Origin of the sequence: Cupriavidus pauculus (genome assembly GCF_022179805.1) — a bacterium.
In the GTDB taxonomy this organism is placed as follows: domain Bacteria; phylum Pseudomonadota; class Gammaproteobacteria; order Burkholderiales; family Burkholderiaceae; genus Cupriavidus; species Cupriavidus pauculus_E.
Map to the genome: position 1 here is coordinate 22,565 of NZ_BPUO01000007.1, position 17,354 is coordinate 39,918.

Annotated in this window: 13 protein-coding genes and 1 pseudogene; 9 read left to right on the forward strand and 5 right to left on the reverse strand. The window is 64.9% G+C overall.

What is annotated here, in order from left to right; genetic code table 11:
* The first annotated feature begins 56 nt into the window (after positions 1-56).
* Complete coding sequence (locus MFF62_RS15390; RefSeq protein WP_238264377.1) at positions 57-2,171, forward strand: TonB-dependent receptor; 2,115 nt, start codon at positions 57-59, stop codon at positions 2,169-2,171.
* 42 nt (positions 2,172-2,213) lie between these two features.
* On the opposite strand, the gene aspT is transcribed toward MFF62_RS15390, so the two are convergent.
* Positions 2,214-3,914 carry an aspartate-alanine antiporter gene (gene aspT / locus MFF62_RS15395; protein WP_238264000.1) on the reverse strand — a complete coding sequence of 567 codons (1,701 nt, stop codon included), beginning with the start codon at positions 3,912-3,914 and terminating at the stop codon, positions 2,214-2,216.
* Between the two features lie 546 nt (positions 3,915-4,460).
* On the opposite strand from aspT, the pseudogene MFF62_RS15400 reads away from it, so the two are divergent.
* From MFF62_RS15400 to MFF62_RS15420, 5 genes and pseudogenes are all read left to right on the forward strand, one after another.
* Positions 4,461-4,741: pseudogene (locus tag MFF62_RS15400) on the forward strand (DUF1254 domain-containing protein); the annotation flags it as partial.
* Between the two features lie 378 nt (positions 4,742-5,119).
* Positions 5,120-5,569: a DUF1214 domain-containing protein gene (locus tag MFF62_RS15405; protein WP_238264378.1), complete on the forward strand. Its 450-nt coding sequence runs from the start codon at positions 5,120-5,122 to the stop codon at positions 5,567-5,569.
* A 71-nt stretch (positions 5,570-5,640) separates the two neighbouring features.
* Positions 5,641-6,633 carry a DUF1254 domain-containing protein gene (locus MFF62_RS15410; RefSeq protein WP_238264001.1) on the forward strand — a complete coding sequence of 331 codons (993 nt, stop codon included), beginning with the start codon at positions 5,641-5,643 and terminating at the stop codon, positions 6,631-6,633.
* A gap of 199 nt (positions 6,634-6,832) precedes the next feature.
* Positions 6,833-7,144, forward strand: a complete 312-nt coding sequence (locus MFF62_RS15415; protein WP_238264002.1) for a DUF1214 domain-containing protein — start codon at positions 6,833-6,835, stop codon at positions 7,142-7,144.
* A gap of 149 nt (positions 7,145-7,293) precedes the next feature.
* On the forward strand, positions 7,294-8,295 hold the full coding sequence (locus MFF62_RS15420; RefSeq protein ID WP_238264003.1) for an oxidoreductase: 1,002 nt from the start codon (positions 7,294-7,296) through the stop codon (positions 8,293-8,295).
* A 72-nt stretch (positions 8,296-8,367) separates the two neighbouring features.
* Here the strand turns inward: MFF62_RS15420 and MFF62_RS15425 are convergent, their stop codons facing one another.
* Positions 8,368-8,931: a single-stranded DNA-binding protein gene (locus MFF62_RS15425; RefSeq protein WP_238264004.1), complete on the reverse strand. Its 564-nt coding sequence runs from the start codon at positions 8,929-8,931 to the stop codon at positions 8,368-8,370.
* Positions 8,932-9,144: 213 nt separating this feature from the next.
* Positions 9,145-10,398 carry an MFS transporter gene (locus MFF62_RS15430; protein WP_238264005.1) on the reverse strand — a complete coding sequence of 418 codons (1,254 nt, stop codon included), beginning with the start codon at positions 10,396-10,398 and terminating at the stop codon, positions 9,145-9,147.
* 360 nt (positions 10,399-10,758) lie between these two features.
* On the opposite strand from MFF62_RS15430, the gene uvrA reads away from it, so the two are divergent.
* Positions 10,759-13,623 (forward strand): excinuclease ABC subunit UvrA, encoded by a 2,865-nt coding sequence (uvrA, locus tag MFF62_RS15435; protein WP_238264006.1) that lies wholly within the window; start codon positions 10,759-10,761, stop codon positions 13,621-13,623.
* A gap of 98 nt (positions 13,624-13,721) precedes the next feature.
* Here the strand turns inward: uvrA and MFF62_RS15440 are convergent, their stop codons facing one another.
* Positions 13,722-15,398: a Na/Pi cotransporter family protein gene (locus MFF62_RS15440; protein WP_238264007.1), complete on the reverse strand. Its 1,677-nt coding sequence runs from the start codon at positions 15,396-15,398 to the stop codon at positions 13,722-13,724.
* Positions 15,399-15,564: 166 nt separating this feature from the next.
* Positions 15,565-16,137 carry an adenine phosphoribosyltransferase gene (locus tag MFF62_RS15445; protein WP_238264008.1) on the reverse strand — a complete coding sequence of 191 codons (573 nt, stop codon included), beginning with the start codon at positions 16,135-16,137 and terminating at the stop codon, positions 15,565-15,567.
* A 140-nt stretch (positions 16,138-16,277) separates the two neighbouring features.
* Between MFF62_RS15445 and MFF62_RS15450 the strand changes: the two genes are divergently transcribed.
* Both MFF62_RS15450 and MFF62_RS15455 read left to right on the forward strand, forming a co-directional pair.
* A complete protein-coding gene (locus MFF62_RS15450; RefSeq protein WP_238264009.1) occupies positions 16,278-16,856 on the forward strand; it encodes a DJ-1/PfpI family protein in 579 nt (192 codons plus the stop codon).
* A gap of 46 nt (positions 16,857-16,902) precedes the next feature.
* Positions 16,903-17,337, forward strand: coding sequence for a ribbon-helix-helix domain-containing protein (locus MFF62_RS15455; RefSeq protein ID WP_238264010.1), 435 nt, complete (start codon positions 16,903-16,905; stop codon positions 17,335-17,337).
* Positions 17,338-17,354 lie beyond the last annotated feature (17 nt).

A 17,354-nucleotide genomic window follows, 5' to 3' on the forward strand; every position in this document is an offset into this window, starting at 1 on the left:
CACTTTCACAGAATAAAAACATGAGCCGATTCACCTTCCCGGGCCGCAGGCTGGAAATGCGCCCGGGCAAGCTTGTTCCACCAGCCATTGCAGCCAGCCTGCTGACCATCCCGTTGCATAGCCTGGCTGGCGGATTGCAGCGGCCGGCCTCGGACCTTCCCGCCGTCACTGTCCACGCAAGCATCGCACCGCCTGCAACGGCGGACACGAGCGTTGCCGCCAACCAGGGCTTCGTCACGCGTGAACAGTTGGAGAATCGCCCGCTGCTGCGCCCCGCCGAACTGCTTGAAACCGTGCCCGGCCTGATCGTCACGCAGCACAGCGGCGACGGCAAGGCGAACCAGTACTTCCTGCACGGCTTCAATCTGGACCACGGCACCGACCTGGCCACCACCGTGGCCGGCATGCCGGTCAACATGCGTACGCACGCGCACGGCCAGGGCTACACCGACCTCAACTTCGTGATCCCGGAGCTGGTCAACGGCATCGCCTACAGCAAGGGCCCCTACTTTGCCGAGCAAGGCGACTTCGCCACCGCTGGTGCGGTGTCCATGGACTATGTGTCCAGCTTGCCCCAGGGGATTGCCCAACTGGAGTTTGGCCAGCATCAGTACCGGCGCGCCGTCGTTGCCAATTCCAATCAGGTGGGTGCCGGCACGCTGCTTTATGGCTTCGAGCTGCTCAACCAGAACGGCCCATGGGACCTGCCCGAGGGCGTGCGCAAGCTCAACGGTGTGATGCGCTACACGGTGCCGCTGGGCGGCGGCGAACGGATCGGCGTGACCGCCATGGCCTACCGCAATAGCTGGGACTCGACCGACCAGGTCCCCTCGCGGGCCATCAGCGAAGGGCTGATCTCGCGCTGGGGCAATATCGATCCCACCGACGGAGGCTACTCGTCGCGGTACAGCCTGTCCACCGACTGGCTCAGGCCGCTGGACGACGGCCTGTTCAAGGCCAACGCCTACGTCATCAAGAGCCGGCTGCAGCTATTTTCGAACTTCACCTATGCACTGAATAACCCCGAGCGCGGCGACCAGTTCGAGCAGTTCGAGAACCGCGTCACCACGGGCGTCAACGCCTCGCGGCTCTGGTTCGGCAAGCTGGGCCAGCGCGATACCGAAACCGAGGTCGGCGCACAGGTTCGCTATGACCGGCTCGATCCCATCCTGCTATCCAACTCCGAGGCACGCCAGGTCTACGAGAACGTACGCACGGACACCGTCAACGAGACCAGCGCGGCGCTGTACCTGCGCAACACGACGGAGTGGCTGCCCTGGCTGCGCACCGTCGCGGGCGTGCGCGCAGACCAGTTCTGGTACGGCGTTTCCAGCAGCAATCCGCTGAACTCGGGCAACGGCACCGACCATATCGTCAGCCCGAAGCTGAGCGTCATAGTCTCACCGGCAGCGCAAACCGAGGTATTCCTGAACTGGGGGCGTGGCTATCACAGCAACGACGTCCGCGGCGCCACCACGACCGTCGATCCCGTCAGTGGCGATCCGGCCCAGCGCGTCAGCGTGCTGGTGCCTGCAACGGGCTACGAGCTGGGTGTCCGCACCACGCGCCTGGCGCCAGGGCTGCAAGTTTCGGCATCGCTGTGGCGCCTCGACATCGGTTCGGAACTGGTCTACTCAGGCGACAGCGGCACCACGGAGCCCGGGCCGGCAAGCCGCCGTACCGGCGTGGAACTGGCCGCCTACTATGCGCCGCAGGATGGCCCGCTCGCCGGACTGATCCTTGACGCGGACGGGGCGTACTCGCGTGCGCGTTACCGCGACTTCAACGAGGCTGGCCAGTACATTCCCGAGTCGATCCAGACCACGGCATCGATGGGCGCCTCGCTCAATCGCGGCCGCTGGTCGTTCGGCGCGCGCGCCCGCTACTTCGGCCCGCGTCCGCTGGTCGAAGACAACAGCGTGCGCTCGGCGTCCTCGTTCCTGGTCAACATGAAGGTGGGCTATCGCGTCATGAAAAACGTGCGCGTGTTTGCTGAAGTGCTGAACGTGCTGGGCAAGCGCGTGAACGACATCGACTACTACTACGCGTCGCTGCTCAAGGGGGAAACGTCGCCGGTCGACGCGAACGGCGTGGCCACGGGCATCAACGACCACCACATCCACCCGGCCGAGCCCAGGACGTTCCGCGTGGGCATGCTCTGGAACTTCTGACCTTCGGCAGCAACGTATGCGCGTCGCTCAGCCGACGCGCCGTCATGACACCAGCGCCACGATCACCGTTCCCCACAGCGCCAGCAAAACGTTGCCCACCGCATACGCGACGCCGTAACCCAGCGTAGGCACCGCGCTCTTGGCCGCCTCCTGTACGGCGGCCAGCGCGGGCGTCGCCGTCGATGCGCCCGCGCATACGCCCAGCATCACGCCCGGATGCATCTTCATGAGTTTGTGCCCGACGAAAACACCGATCAGCATGGGGATGCTGACGGTCAGCGCACCGGCAATCAGCAGCGACAGGCCACTGGACTGCAGCCCTTTGACGAAGTCGGGGCCTGCATTCAGGCCGACGATGGCCACGAAGCCAGTCAACCCGATGGATTCGAATACCCAAAGCGTCGGCCCCGGAATACGTCCGAACAGGCGCGGCTGCACGGACCGTAACCAGCCGCAAACCAGCCCGCCGAGCAGCACCCCCACGCTAAGGGACAAGCCGATCTCGATGCCGCCAAGCACCAATGCCGGCACGCCTATCAGTGCGCCCGCCACGATGCCCAGCGATACCAGCACCATATCGGTCGCATTGGTCGCCCGATCGGCGACACCAAGTTTTCCTACCGCGCCTTCCACACTTCTCACGCCACCCACCAGCGACACGACATCGCCGCGATTGAGGATGGTTTCCGGCGAGAGCATTACCGGCGTGCCCGAGCGCAACACGCGCACCACAAATACGCCGCGCGCCCCTTCCTCGTGAGCCAGGTCGCCGAGTCTCCGGCCGTCGACCTCTTTGGAGGTGATGACCACGTCCAGTGATTCCACTTCCACGTCCAGTAATTCCCGATCATCGATCTCGCTCAAGCCGGAATCCGTGCCGTCCATGCGTTCGACCAGAAAGCTGCGTCGGCCAGATACGCTGAAGGCATCGCCCTCGCGCAGGACAATTTCTGGCGTCACGCGCGTCACCGCGCCTGCGCGCCGCAGGCGCTCCACGCAAATGCGCGGGCGTCCCGTGGCAGATTCCAGCGCTTCAATGACCACCCCCACCAGCGACGAACCCTCGTCAATCCGGTAGGCGCGAATCTCGAACTCCCGCCTGCTCGGCATGGATTGCGACGCGTTGCCATCCATTTTGCTTTCCAGCTCGCGGCACGCCGCTGGAAGATCCACACCCAGCAACCGGGGCGCGAGTTGGCTGAGAATCCACGCCGCGCCGATCACACCCACCAGATAGGTGACGGCAAAGGCGACAGGAATCTGGTTGGTCAGCAACTGCCGCTCGGCTTCAGAAAGCGCCAGCCGGGAAATGGCATCACTCGCCGTACCAATGGTGGCCGACTCGGTCAGCGATCCGGCCACCACGCCCGCTGCGGTGCCCGCCTGGTAGCCGAATAATTTGCTGACGACGAACGCCACGACAAGGCCAGACGTCGCAACGATGGCCGCAAGCAAGGCCTGTTGCAGGCCATCGCTGCGCAGGCCGCGAAAGAACTGGGGCCCGGTGCGAAATCCGATGGAAAACAGGAAGAGCAAGAAGAAGCATTGCTTCACTTCACCGGAGATCTTGAGTCCCAACTGGCCGACCAGTACGCCCGCGAGCAGCGTTCCGGTGACGGCGCCCAGCGTGAAGCTGCCAATCTTGAGCTTGCCGAGCGCATAACCCAGGCCTAACACCAGGAAGAAGGTGACTTCTGGATGATGCTGAAGAACCTGCCGGAACCAGTCGAACGCTGCGTTCATTGCGGACTCCGTGGTATGGCAAGCCGTATCTGACTGACCCGCTTTTGCCAAATGATGTCCATGGTGCATAAGGCTCGGCAATTTGCGAAATGAATGATTTCGGAAGCGATCTGAAACTTTGCGAAAAATGGGCAGGCGGTAGCATTTGGGGAGGCCGGCTCGGCATACTCGGTCAGATTGAACATAGGCCGATACCGTCCCTGGCCAGGCTAAAGGAGCATCCCGATGACAAGGCTCTCGAAGCATCTCAGCGTGTGTCTGGCAGCAGCCGTACTTTGCGGGGTGATCCCGGCAAGTCAGGCCAAGGACTGGCCCGATCCCCTGCTGGAAACGGCCGGGACCCCGGAAAACGTCGCCAAGGGGAATGAGTACGATGCCTACCAGCTTGGCCTGGCGGCGTATGTCTGGGGCTATCCGCTGGTCCGGATGGAGCGCGTGGCCCGCGAATACACCGATGTGCCCAATCCAAAGCCGTCCACCAGCTATCGGGCCCCGCTGAACCAGATCGGCTGGGCGCGCGACCTGGCCACGCCATCGGCGCTGGACATGCCCACCGCCAACAATGACACCACGTACCTGAGCGCGATGGTGGACCTGTCCCGCGAACCTTACATCCTCTCGTTCCGGACACTGGCGGCCGCTACTACGTGGTGGACACCTTCAACATGTGGCAGGAGCTGGAGCACTACGTTGGCCGCCGCGTGACGGGTACCAAGGCTGGCCGCTTTGCGCTGGTTCCGCCAGGATGGCGCGGCACCCTGCCCGCCGGCGTCAAGCGGCTGGACATCAAGACCAGCAAGGTGTGGCTCTGGGGCCGCATGCGGGTCTCTCCGGGCGAGGACATGAAGAAGCTTCACGCCCTGCAGGATGCGTTTGACCTGCGTCCGCTGTCGGCGGTGGGCAAGAAGGACTGGAAGGCACCTGCCGCCTCGCTCGCGCCGCTGCCGGATATCGGTAACGATCCGCTTGGGTTCTACAAGCACCTGGGCGTGGCGCTGAAGGACAACCCGATTCGCACCGACGACAAGGGGCTTGCCGAGCAGTTCGCGCGGATCGGTCTGACCGAGAAGGGCTTCGACCCGAGCAAGCTCAACGACAGCCAGCGCAAGGGCCTGCTGCGGGCCATCAACGACGCCCCGCTGATCCCGGTAGCGGCCGTATCCCAATCGTCGGAAGCGCGCGAGGGCTGGAACTACGTCCTGGGCATGGACAGCTTTGGCTACGACTATCCACTGCGCGCGGTGGTGGCCGGCCCCTACCTTGGCGGACAGGGCGAGAAGGAAGCGGTGTATCCGATTCGCTATACCAACCAGGCGGGCCAGCCGCTGGACGGGGCGAACGACTACGTGGTGCGGTTCTCCAGCGAGCCGCCCACCAACGCCTTCTGGTCGCTGACGATCTACGACGCCAAGACCAAGATGCTGATCGACAACCCCATCAACCGGTACAAGCTTGGCAGCGACACCGCCGGCATCCGCAAGAACGCCGATGGCAGCTTCTCGGTAACGGTGTCGCCGCGACGGCCGGCCGAGGGCGTCAACTGGCTGCCATCGCCGGCCGGCGGGTTCTACGCGATCCTGCGCATCTACCAGCCGAAGGACGCCGTGATCTCGGGCGCCTGGAAGCTTCCGCAGTTCGAGCGGGCCGGCAAGTAACGCAAGACATGACCTCTGGCGGCAAGCCGACCATCGCGGCAGGGCTGCCATCCGAAGACGGGAGCCCTGCAATGGATCGACGCCAGTTTCTGGTTTCCACGGCTGGCGGTGCGCTGGCCGGTACGGCCGGTACGGCTGGCACGGCCGCGGACGCCCAGCCGGCTGGCACGGCCGCCGACCCGGGAAGTCGCGGCCCATTGGGCGGACAACCGCCGCAGGGCGCCACGCCCTCCGTCAAGGACTTCGACTACCAGATCAAATATCACCGCGCCTTCGAGGCCGTGCTCTGGAACATGCCAGCGATTGCGATCTATTCGTTCCGCCGCGCGGCGTTCGTGGACCTCGGGCTGAAGGACAACGACATCATTGCGTACTCCGCGCCGGCGACGCCACGGCTCGAGGCCATCACCGCCAATAGCTCGACGCCCTACATCGCCGCCTACACCGACCTGAGCAAGGGACCGATGGTGCTGGAGGTGCCGAAGGCCGGGCCGGATGGCAGCCTCTACGGCCAGGTGGTGGACGCGTGGCAGTACACGATTGCCGACGTGGGACCTTCGGGCATGGACAAAGGGAAAGGTGGCAAGTACGTGTTCACGCCGCCGGGCTACAAAGGCCAGATTCCGAAGGGGTATCTGCATGTGGCGTCGCCCAACTACCGGATCGCGCTCGCCTTCCGCTCGGTGCGCGCACCGGGAAAAACGGTGGAAGACGCCTACCACTATGCACAACGGCTGCGCATGTACTACCTGTCCGAGGCAGCCAGCCCGCCGCGCCAGCGCTTTGTCGACCCGGCCAACCAGCGCTACCCCACGCTGCCGTTCTATGACGAACGGCACTTCGCCGACATGCACGAGATCATGAGCGTGGAGCCGGTGAAGGAGCAGGACAAGGTGATGATGGGGATGCTGAAATCGCTCGGCATCGAGAAGGGCAAGCCGTTCACGCCCGATGAAACGGCGAAGCGGGCCATGCGCCAGGCGGCGATCGACGCCTGGTTCTTCCTGCAGCAGTGGTTCGACACCGAGATGGTGAAGCGCGTCTACTGGCCGGATCGGCACTAAGTGTCGTTGCTGCAGACCGATGCCAACCGTCGCTTCACCTTCACCTACGACGACCGGATCGACCTGATCGAGCGCGCCGCCGAGTATTTCTGGTGTACCTACATGCCCAAGGAGCTGAGCGCGGCGCCTGCCACGCACTACATGCGTCGCCCTGGCCGACAAGGACGGCAAGCGGCTAGAGCCCGGCAAGCTGTACAAGGTGGACGTACCGCGCGACATGCCGGTCAAGCAGTTCTGGGCGCTCACCGTCTACGACCACGCCACGTTCTCGTTCATCTACAGCGACTCCAACCGCACCACCCTGTCCTCGTACGACCTGGACAAGATGAAGAAGAACGCGGATGGCGGCGTGACGATCTACGTCGGACCCAAGGCCCCGGCGGGCCTGGAGTCCAACTGGATCCCGACCGAAGGCAAGCGACCCATGCCGACCATGCGCTTTTATGGCGCCACCGACGCCATGAACAACAAGACGTTCACGATGCCGGACTTCGAGCTGGCGGGGACGTAGGCGCAGCGCCGTGAGCCGGTAGACCGCGGCAAAGTCGGCGCGAGTGGCCTATCGCAAGCATCCAGCGGCTCCAAGATAGCGAAACAAGGATCGCAAAACGACGACGTCGTGAATAGCCTCCCTGTATCCCTTCAAGGAGCACTCGCGCCATGTCCCGATTTGTTGCCTACCGTCTGCACCAGGAACGCGATACAGGAACCGTATCCGGCGAGTTCACCGAAATTGGACTGGAAGACCTGCCGCCTGGCGAGGTCCTCATCCGCGTCGCTTTCTCCAGCATCAACTACAAGGACGCGTTGGCTGCCGCAGGGCGCAACGGCATCGTTCGCGAATATCCCCGGACCGGCGGCATCGACCTGAGCGGACACGTCGCGGAATCCGCCGATCCGCGCTTTTCGCCCGGCGATGCGGTCGTCGTTCATGGCTTTGGCATCGGCGTAGACCACGACGGCGGCCACGCCCAATACGCACGTGTACGCGGCGACTGGGTCATGCGGCTGCCACAGGGGATTTCGCCCTTCGAGGCAAGCGCGATCGGGGTGGCCGGCTATACGGCAGCACTGGCGCTGCACTCGATGGAACACAATGGTCTCAGCCCTGAAAAAGGACCGGTGCTCGTCAGCGGGGCGACCGGTGGCGTCGGCAGTATTGCCATCGACATCCTGTCTTCGCGCGGCTACAAGGTGACCGCCATGACCGGAAAGGAAAGCGAGCACTCCTATCTGCACGCGCTGGGCGCAAATGAAGTCATCTCGCCGGACGCCCTGTCGTCATCGCAGAAGCCGCTTGAAGCGGCGCGCTGGGCCGGCGCGATCGATGCTGTAGGCGGCACGGTGCTCAGCGGGATGCTGCGCACCATGCAGCCTGACGGCGTAGTGGCCAGCTTCGGCAATGCAGGTGGCGCAAAGCTGGATACGACCGTGCTGCCGTTCATCCTTCGCGGCGTACGGCTGCTCGGCATCAACGCCAATAGCCCCATGCCGCTGCGCGAGGTCATCTGGGCAAAGCTGGCCGATGCGTATCGCCCGCGCAAGCTGGAGACGGCGGTGAATCTGATCGACTTCGAAGCATTGCCGGGCGCGATGGACCGCATGCTGTCGCGCGGTACACGCGGGCGGCTTGTTCTGCGGATTTCCGGTGATGCTGTGTGACGTGTCCCACGGCCAATAAAAAACCCCGCATTGAGCGGGGTTTTTTATTGTGGAACGTTTCCTGGTGCGGGATCAGAACGGAATATCGTCGTCCATGTCCTCGAAGCCGTTCGACGGGGCTTGCTGCTGGCGACGCTGGCCGCCTTGCTGGCCGCCCTGACCGCCTTGGCCGCCGCCGCCCTGGCCGCGACCGCCGCCGTAGCCACCACCGCCGCCGCCTTGCGATTCGCGGCTGTAACCACCGCCACCGCCGGCACCGGCACCACCGCCGTAACCGCCCTCTTCACCGCCGCCGCCGCCCTGGCGGGCGCCCAGCATTTGCATCTGGTCAGCAACGATTTCGGTGCTGTACTTGTCCTGGCCCGCCTGGTCTTGCCACTTGCGGGTGCGGATGCGGCCTTCGATATAGACCGACGAGCCCTTGCGCAGGTATTGACCGGCGATCTCGGCCAGCTTGCCGAAGAACGCGATGCGGTGCCATTCGGTGGCTTCCTTGAACTCGCCGCTCTGCTTGTCCTTGTACCGGTCGGTCGTCGCGAGCCGGATGTTGGTGACGGCGTCGCCGCTGGGCATGTAGCGGGTTTCGGGGTCGGCGCCCAGGTTGCCGACGAGGATGACTTTGTTGACCGATGCCATGTAGAAGTTCTCCAAGGACCGCGCCCTTTCAGCGCGGCGTTAAACGTAGTGCGAGATTCGCGTAAAAAATAGAAGCCAGAAGCGGCGGCCCGAATTGCCCACCGTAAACGACATCACGCGCCGTTCGGAGACTCCGTCGGGCGCGTGTCGAATGCTACCGCTGATACGGGGAAAAAGCGTGTCGGGCTTTTGCGGATACGTCAAAAAGTGTGTCTAAGCCGCCACTGCGGGGCCACCTTCCTTGTTGCGGGCCGGTGGCGCCTTCATGCTCCAGGCGATTATAAGCCAGAGCAGCAGCACGGCCGCGCAGCCGACGAACACGGCCGGGCGTCCCTCGTGCTTGAGCAGCCAACCGCCGGCCACGCCGCCCAGGAACAGGCCCATGGCCTGCGTGGTGTTGTAGATGCCCAGCGCGGCGCCACGGCTGGCGGCGGCGTAGCGCGACACCAGCGACGGCTGCATCGCCTCCAGCACGTTGAACGCCACGAAGAACAGCAGCAGCACGCCGGTAATGGCCCACAGCCCGTGAACAGCGGCAAACAGCAGTTGCACGGCGGTCATCAGCGCTACCGATGCCAGCAGCACCGGGCGCACCTTGCCGTAGCGCTCCGCTGCCATCATCGGCGCCAGCATCAGCAGGAACGACACCAGCACCACGGGCAGATATACCTTCCAGTGCTGGTCCAGCGGCATGCCGGCGTCGGCGAGCATGGCCGGCACCACCATGAACATCGCCACCTGGCTGGCGTGCAGCGCCAGCACGCCCACGTTCAGGCGGATCAGGTCGGCATTGAGCAGCACGCTGCGGAACGGCAGTTGCACCGGATGCGGCGGCGGCGGGGTGGGTACCAGGAAGATCGTCACGCCGATGGCCAGCACGCCCAGCACCGCCATCAGCCCGAAGATGCCGGACATGCCGATGGCCTGCAGCAGCGGCGACGCGATGACCAGCGACAGCGCGAAGGTCAGCCCGATACTGCCGCCCACCATCGCCATGGCTTTCGTACGATGCCGTTCGCGCGTCAGGTCGGCGATGCACGCGGTGATGGCCGCCGAGATCGCGCCCATGCCCTGCAGCGCGCGGCCGATGGTGATGCCCATCAGCGTATCGGCAAAGGCGGCAACCAGCGCGCCTGCCACGAACAGCAGCAGCCCGGCCACCATCACCGGCTTGCGGCCGACGCGGTCGGACAGCCAGCCCAGCGGGATATGCAGGAACGCCTGCATCAGGCCATAGATGCCCATGGCCAGGCCCACGCGCTGGGCGTCATGCCCATCGGGCAGCGTGCGCGCGAATTCGGCAAAGACAGGCAGGATCAGGAACAGGCCCAGCATGCGCAGGGCAAAGATGCTGGCCAGCGACAGGCTGGCACGCAATTCGCCTCGTGTCATGCGGTCGCGCCCGGATTCGGTGCGGGCGGGTTCGGCAAGTGTCGCAGGCTGGGAGGAAGGCGGGATCGACGGCATTGCGGTCGTTGGTGGAAGTCAGGCTCGGTCGCTGGCGCGGTGATCAAGGGCTTTGTCTCACGCCCCGGACATCCACGCGGCAAGCTTTGCCGTGACGTCCGCGCCGCAGCGGACACAACATTGTCTCCGGCCCGTCTGGCGCCGGGGCAACCCCGGAAACCGAAGTTCGGTATATTAGCAGGTTTGCTTCTCGCGCTTGTTCCATCACGTGTCCCACCACCGGGGCCGGAACCATGTGCGGGATGGCAGGCGCGGCGTCGGTCTACCGGCGGCACCATGCGTTGGGCAAGGCACTTTGAAGTCTCCGCGGGACCGGTCTGCATTCGGCAGGCCAAGGCCCACCGGGCGAACGAACGGGATATGGAAGAAATCAAGATTCGTGGGGCGCGCACCCACAACCTGAAGAACATCAACCTGGACCTGCCGCGCAACAAGCTCGTGGTGATCACGGGCCTGTCCGGCTCCGGCAAGTCCTCGCTGGCGTTCGACACGCTCTACGCCGAGGGCCAGCGCCGCTATGTGGAATCGCTGTCCGCCTACGCCCGCCAGTTCCTGCAACTGATGGAAAAGCCCGACGTCGACCTGATCGAAGGGCTGTCCCCGGCGATCTCGATCGAGCAGAAGGCCACCAGCCACAACCCGCGCTCCACGGTGGGCACGGTCACCGAGATCCACGACTACCTGCGCCTGCTCTACGCCCGCGCGGGCACGCCCTACTGCCCTGACCACCACATCGCGCTGCAGGCACAAAGCGTGTCGCAGATGGTGGACGCCGCGCTGGCACTGCCCGAGGACACCAAGCTGATGATCCTGGCGCCCGTGGTGTCTGACCGCAAGGGCGAGCATTCGGACCTGTTCGATTCGATGCAGGCGCAGGGTTTCGTGCGCTTTCGCATCCGCTCGGGCGGCGGCACCGCGCACGAGGCCGAGGCCAAGGTCTACGAAGTGGAAAGCCTGCCCAAGCTCAAGAAGACCGAAAAGCATTCGATCGAGGTGGTGGTAGACCGCGTGAAGGTGCGCGCCGACCTCAAGCAGCGCCTGGCCGAATCGTTCGAGACCGCGCTGCGCCTGGCCGACGGCCGTGCCATCGCGCTGGAAATGGATACCGGCCACGAGCACCTGTTCAGCTCGCGCTTTGCCTGCCCGATCTGCTCCTACTCGCTGCAGGAACTGGAACCGCGCCTGTTCTCGTTCAACAACCCGATGGGTGCCTGCCCCAGCTGCGACGGCCTGGGCCAGATCACGTTCTTCGACCCGAAGCGCGTGGTGGCCTTTCCGAACCTGTCGCTGGCCTCGGGCGCGATCAAGGGCTGGGACCGCCGCAACCAGTTCTACTTCCAGATGCTGCAGAGCCTGGCGGCGTTCTACGATTTCGATACCGAGACTGCGTTCGAGGAACTGTCCGCCGAAGTGCAGCAGGTGGTGCTGCACGGCTCTGGCGAAACCGAAATCCCGTTCACCTATATCAACGAGCGCGGCCGCACCACGGTGCGCTCGCATGTGTTCGAAGGGATCATCCCGAACCTGGAACGCCGCTACCGCGAAACCGATTCGGTGGCCGTGCGCGAAGAACTGGCCAAGTACCAGAACAACCAGGCCTGCCCGGTCTGCCACGGTACGCGCCTGCGCACCGAGGCCCGCCATGTGAAGATTGGCGAGGACGAACAGGCGCGCGCGATCTACGAGATCAACGGGCTGCCGCTGCGCGACGCGCTGACATGGTTCCAGACGCTGAACCTGCATGGCGCCAAGCGCGAGATCGCCGACAAGATCGTCAAGGAAATCTCCGCGCGGCTGAACTTCCTGAACAACGTGGGGCTCGACTACCTGTCGCTGGAGCGCAGTGCCGACACGCTCTCCGGCGGCGAGGCGCAGCGCATCCGGCTGGCGTCGCAGATCGGTTCGGGCCTGACCGGCGTGATGTACGTGCTCGACGAGCCGTCGATCGGCCTGCATCAGCGCGACAACGACCGCCTGATCGGCACGCTCAAGCACCTGCGCGACATCGGCAACTCGGTACTCGTGGTGGAGCACGACGAGGACATGATCCGCGCCTGCGACTACGTGGTGGACATCGGGCCGGGTGCCGGCGTGCACGGCGGGATGATCGTGGCCGAAGGCACGCCCGAGCAGATCGAGCAGTCGCCGGCGTCGCTGACGGGCCAGTACCTGTCCGGGCAGCGCAGCATCGAGGTGCCGAAGGAGCGTGCCGCGCCCGACGAGGAACGCCTGCTGCGCATTGCCAACGCCACCGGCAACAACCTGCGCAACGTATCGGCGGAAATCCCGGTGGGCCTGCTGACCTGCGTGACCGGGGTGTCGGGATCGGGCAAGTCCACGCTGATCAACGACACGCTCTACAACGCCGTGGCACGCCACCTGTACGGGTCCACGGCCGAGCCGGCGCCGCACGACCATATCGAGGGGCTGGAGCACTTCGACAAGGTCATCAACGTCGACCAGAGCCCCATCGGTCGCACGCCGCGTTCCAACCCCGCCACCTACACGGGCCTGTTCACGCCGATTCGCGAGCTGTTCGCCGGAGTGCCGGCGGCCAAGGAGCGTGGCTACGATCCGGGCCGGTTCTCGTTCAACGTCAAGGGCGGCCGCTGCGAGTCGTGCCAGGGCGACGGCGTGATCAAGGTGGAAATGCACTTCCTGCCCGACGTGTACGTGCCGTGCGACGTCTGCCACGGCCAGCGCTACAACCGCGAAACGCTTGAGGTGCTGTACAAGGGCCGGAACATCTCGGAGGTGCTGGACCTGACCGTCGAGCAGGCACACGAGTTCTTCAGCGCGGTGCCCGTGGTGCGCCGCAAGCTGCAGACGCTGCTGGACGTTGGCCTGGGCTATATACGTCTTGGGCAGTCCGCCACCACGCTGTCAGGCGGCGAGGCGCAGCGCGTGAAGCTGTCGCTGGAGCTGTCCAAGCGGGACACCGGCCGCACGCTGTACATCCTGGACGAGCCGACCACCGGCCTGCACTTCCACGATATCGAACTGCTGCTCAAGGTGATTCAGAAACTGCGCGACCACGGCAATACGGTCGTGATCATCGAGCACAACCTCGACGTCATCAAGACCGCCGACTGGCTGATCGACATGGGACCGGAAGGCGGTGCGGGCGGCGGGCAGGTGATCGCCAAGGGCACGCCGGAGGCCGTGGCGGCGAGCAAGGCGAGTTTTACGGGGAAGTATCTGAAGCCGTTGTTGAAGCGGAAGTAACTCGGAGTTAGGACCCTTGCTATGAGCTCCCCTCTCCCGCACGGCGGGAGATGAGAGCAAATCCGAAAAACCAAAAACAAAAAACAAAAAACCAACCCTCAGCGCGCCTCCGCTACATCCCCGATCTTCTCCGGCGTGTCTTCCTTCATCCGGCTCCGGTTCATCAGGCCGGCCTGCTCCAGCACAGGATAAGCGGTAGCGCAGAACAGCGAATTAAGCCGCTTCAGCTCGCTGATCACGTCCAGGTGCAGCGAGCTGGTTTCGATGCTCTCGGCCGTCTGCACGGCCACGCGCTGCAGGTGCGAGCGCGCGTACTTGCGTTCCAGGTCGCGGAAATTGGCCTTCTCGGCCATCAGCTGCTGCGCGCTGCGGATATCGCCAGTCAGGAACACCGACAAACCCAGCCGCAGGTTGCTGACCACCCGGGCGTGCATCTCGGCGATTTCCTGCATGCCGGCTTCGGAGAACGACAGGTTGTGCGCGATCTTCTTCTCGCGGGCGTCGACGATGACACGCTCGATCAGGTCCCCCGCATGCTCCAGGTTGATGGTCAGCGAGATGATTTCGGTCCAGCGCTGGCCGTCGTGCTCGTCCAGCGCCTCGGTGCTGATCTGCGTGAGGTAGAGTTTGATCGCGGTGTACAGGTCGTCCACCTCGTTGTCGATGCGGCACGTGGCGTTGGCCAGCTTCAGGTCATTGGTACGCAGCACGCGCAGCAGGTTGTCCAGCATCTGTTCCACGCGGTCACCGATGCGCAGCACCTCGCGCGCGGCATTGGACAGCGCCAGCGTGGGCGTGGACAGCGCCGCCGCGTCCAGGTGGCGCGGCGTCACCTGGCTGTCGCCGGTGTTGCGGCCCGGCAGGATGGTTTCGCACAGCCGCGCCAACGGGCCCGTGGCCCCAATCAGCAGCACGGCCAGCGCCACGTTGAACAGCAGGTGGAAATTGACGATCAGCCGTTGCGGGTCAGCATCCACATGGGCCAGCAGTTCCTCGGCCTGGGTCAGTAGCGGCAGCGCGATCACGCAGCCGAGCAGGCGCGACAGCAGGTTGCCCAGCGTCACGCGTTTGCCGGGCTGGTTGTTGCCCGACGTGGTCAGCAAGGCCGAGATGCCCGAGCCCAGGTTGGCGCCCAGCACCAGCGCCAGCGCCACATGGATCGACACCACGCCGGCCGACGCCAGCGCGCCGCAGAACAGCACCACGGCCAGGCTCGAATAGCAGAGGATGGTCAGGAAGGCGCCGATCAGCATGTCCAGCGCCGCATCGCCGGTCAGCGTGCCGAACAGCACCTTGACGCCGGCGGCCTGCACCACGGGACGCGTGGCGATCGAAATCAGCTCCAGCGCCAGCGTGATCAGGCCCAGCCCGATCAGCACGCGGCCGACGTGGCCCGGCTTGTTGCCCTTCCATTTGAGGTGAAGGATCACGCCGACGAAGATCAGCAGCGGCGACAGCCACGACAGGTCCATCGAGAACACCTGCACCATCACGGCGGTGCCCACGTTGGCGCCCAGCATGATGGCCAGCGCGGGCGCCACGGCAATCAGCCCCTGGCCCACGAACGAACTGACGATGACGGCGGTGGCATTGCTGCTCTGCACGAGCCCGGTCACGCCGAGGCCGGCGGCAAATGCCTTGAAGCGGTTGGACACGCTGACGGACAGCACGTGGCGCAGATTGGCGCCATACACGCGCAGGATGCCGACCTTGACGATATTGGTGCCCCAGACCAGGAGCGCCACGCCAGAAAGAAGATGAAGCAGTACGCCCATTGTGCGCCCCTCTGTGACCGGTGCCAGCTGCAAGCGGAGGCGTGCCGCCCGGTCATCGCGTTGTTATCAATGGGGCATTATGCGCCGCGCTGTCACACGGGGCAATTGGACGGGGTCTGACGCCGCCCGCCTGTGGCAGGGCGGCATCGGAATCGTTGCGCCGGGGTCAATGCCCCTCGAACTTGCAGACCGTGAAGAGCGGCAGGCCGCTGGCGTGCAGCACCTTGGAACCGCCCAGTTCGGGCAGGTCGACGATGGCCGCGCCTTCCACCACGGTGGCGCCCAGGCGTTCCAGCAGCTTGCGGCCGGCCATCATGGTGCCGCCGGTGGCGATCAGGTCGTCGATCAGCAGCACGCGGTCGCCGGCCTTGCAGGCATCGGCATGGATTTCCACGGTGGCGCTGCCGTATTCGAGCTCGTATTCCTCGGCCACGGTCTGGAACGGGAGCTTGCCTTTCTTGCGGATCGGCACGAAGCCCAGGTTCAGCTCGTACGCGATGATCGAACCCAGGATGAAGCCGCGCGCGTCGATGCCGGCCACCAGGTCGAGCTGCTGGTCCATGTAGCGATGCACGAAGACGTCGATCAGCACGCGCAGGGTCTTGGGGTCTTGCAGCAGCGGGGTGATGTCGCGGAACTGCACGCCGGGCTGGGGCCAGTCCGGCACGGTACGGATGCGGTCACGCAGGTAACCGGTGACATCGCCGAGATCGGGAGACTGGATGATGGAATCTGCCATGGGGGAATCAGGTTGGATATAGATCGTGCGGCCCACGCGTCATGCGGTAACGGGTTACCACCCACGCCGCCCGGGGCCGCCGCACAATGACCCGGCTACCCCGGGCACTGATGCAACCCGTAACCATACAGGAGACAGCGATGGCAAAGAAGATTCTGATGCTGGTCGGCGATTTTGCCGAGGATTACGAGACCATGGTGCCGTTTCAGGCACTGCAGATGGTGGGCCATACGGTCCACGCGGTCTGCCCCGACAAGAAGGCCGGCGACACCTGCGCCACGGCCATCCACGATTTCGAGGGCGACCAGACCTATACCGAGAAGCGCGGCCACAACTTCACGCTCAACGCCACGTTTGCCGACGTGAACCCCGCCAGCTATGACGCGCTGGTGATTCCGGGCGGCCGGGCCCCCGAATACCTGCGCCTGAATGACCGCGTGATCGAGATCGTGCGGCACTTCGCCCAGGCCAACAAGCCGATCGCGGCGGTCTGCCACGGCGCCCAGCTGCTGGCGGCGGCCGATGTGCTGGAAGGCCGCACCTGCTCGGCCTACCCGGCCTGCGCCCCGGAAGTGCGGCTGGCCGGCGGCAAGTACGCCGATATCCCCGTGGACCAGGCACACACCGATGGCAACCTCGTGACGGCACCGGCGTGGCCGGCACATCCCGCCTGGATGGCGCAGTTTCTTGCCGTGCTGGGAACCCGGATCGTAGAGTAGAGGCTTCCGAACGCGGCCAGCCCGGCCGCGCCGCACGGGAGCCTGCATGTGTGAAATCTTTATCCGGGCCAATCCGGACTCCTACCAGACCCAGTCGCGGTCGCTGCGCCTGCACGGTGTGGCGACCAGCATCCGGCTGGAAACCCTGTTCTGGGAAGTGCTGGAGGAACTGGCGCAGCGCGACGCGCTGACCGTTAACCAGTTGCTGACGCGGCTGCACGACGAACTGGCCGAACACCGCGGCGAGGCTTCGCTGACGGCCAACTTCGCGTCATTCCTGCGCGTGTGCTGCATGCGTTACTTGTTGCTGCAGAACGAGGGGCGGATTCCGGCCGATACGAATGTGGCGATTGGATCGCTCGACGCACGGGCCGTGCTGAATGATTTGCCTGCTTCGTGGGTGGATCGGCAGACCAGCCCCCGCCAAGGAGGAAACTCCCCTCTCCCGCTTGCGGGAGAGGGGTCGGGGGTGAGGGCATAGCGCTTCAATTCGAGACA

Bases quoted from the DNA above. Each gene is read 5' to 3' on its own strand.
- MFF62_RS15390 (WP_238264377.1), top strand. From the start codon at position 57: ATGCGCCCGGGCAAGCTTGTTCCACCAGCCATTGCAGCCAGCCTGCTG.
- aspT (WP_238264000.1), bottom strand. From the start codon at position 3,914: ATGAACGCAGCGTTCGACTGGTTCCGGCAGGTTCTTCAGCATCATCCA.
- MFF62_RS15405 (WP_238264378.1), top strand. From the start codon at position 5,120: ATGGACAGCTTTGGCTACGACTATCCACTGCGCGCGGTGGTGGCCGGC.
- MFF62_RS15410 (WP_238264001.1), top strand. From the start codon at position 5,641: ATGGATCGACGCCAGTTTCTGGTTTCCACGGCTGGCGGTGCGCTGGCC.
- MFF62_RS15420 (WP_238264003.1), top strand. From the start codon at position 7,294: ATGTCCCGATTTGTTGCCTACCGTCTGCACCAGGAACGCGATACAGGA.
- MFF62_RS15425 (WP_238264004.1), bottom strand. From the start codon at position 8,931: ATGGCATCGGTCAACAAAGTCATCCTCGTCGGCAACCTGGGCGCCGAC.
- MFF62_RS15430 (WP_238264005.1), bottom strand. From the start codon at position 10,398: ATGCCGTCGATCCCGCCTTCCTCCCAGCCTGCGACACTTGCCGAACCC.
- uvrA (WP_238264006.1), top strand. From the start codon at position 10,759: ATGGAAGAAATCAAGATTCGTGGGGCGCGCACCCACAACCTGAAGAAC.
- MFF62_RS15440 (WP_238264007.1), bottom strand. From the start codon at position 15,398: ATGGGCGTACTGCTTCATCTTCTTTCTGGCGTGGCGCTCCTGGTCTGG.
- MFF62_RS15445 (WP_238264008.1), bottom strand. From the start codon at position 16,137: ATGGCAGATTCCATCATCCAGTCTCCCGATCTCGGCGATGTCACCGGT.
- MFF62_RS15450 (WP_238264009.1), top strand. From the start codon at position 16,278: ATGGCAAAGAAGATTCTGATGCTGGTCGGCGATTTTGCCGAGGATTAC.
- MFF62_RS15455 (WP_238264010.1), top strand. From the start codon at position 16,903: ATGTGTGAAATCTTTATCCGGGCCAATCCGGACTCCTACCAGACCCAG.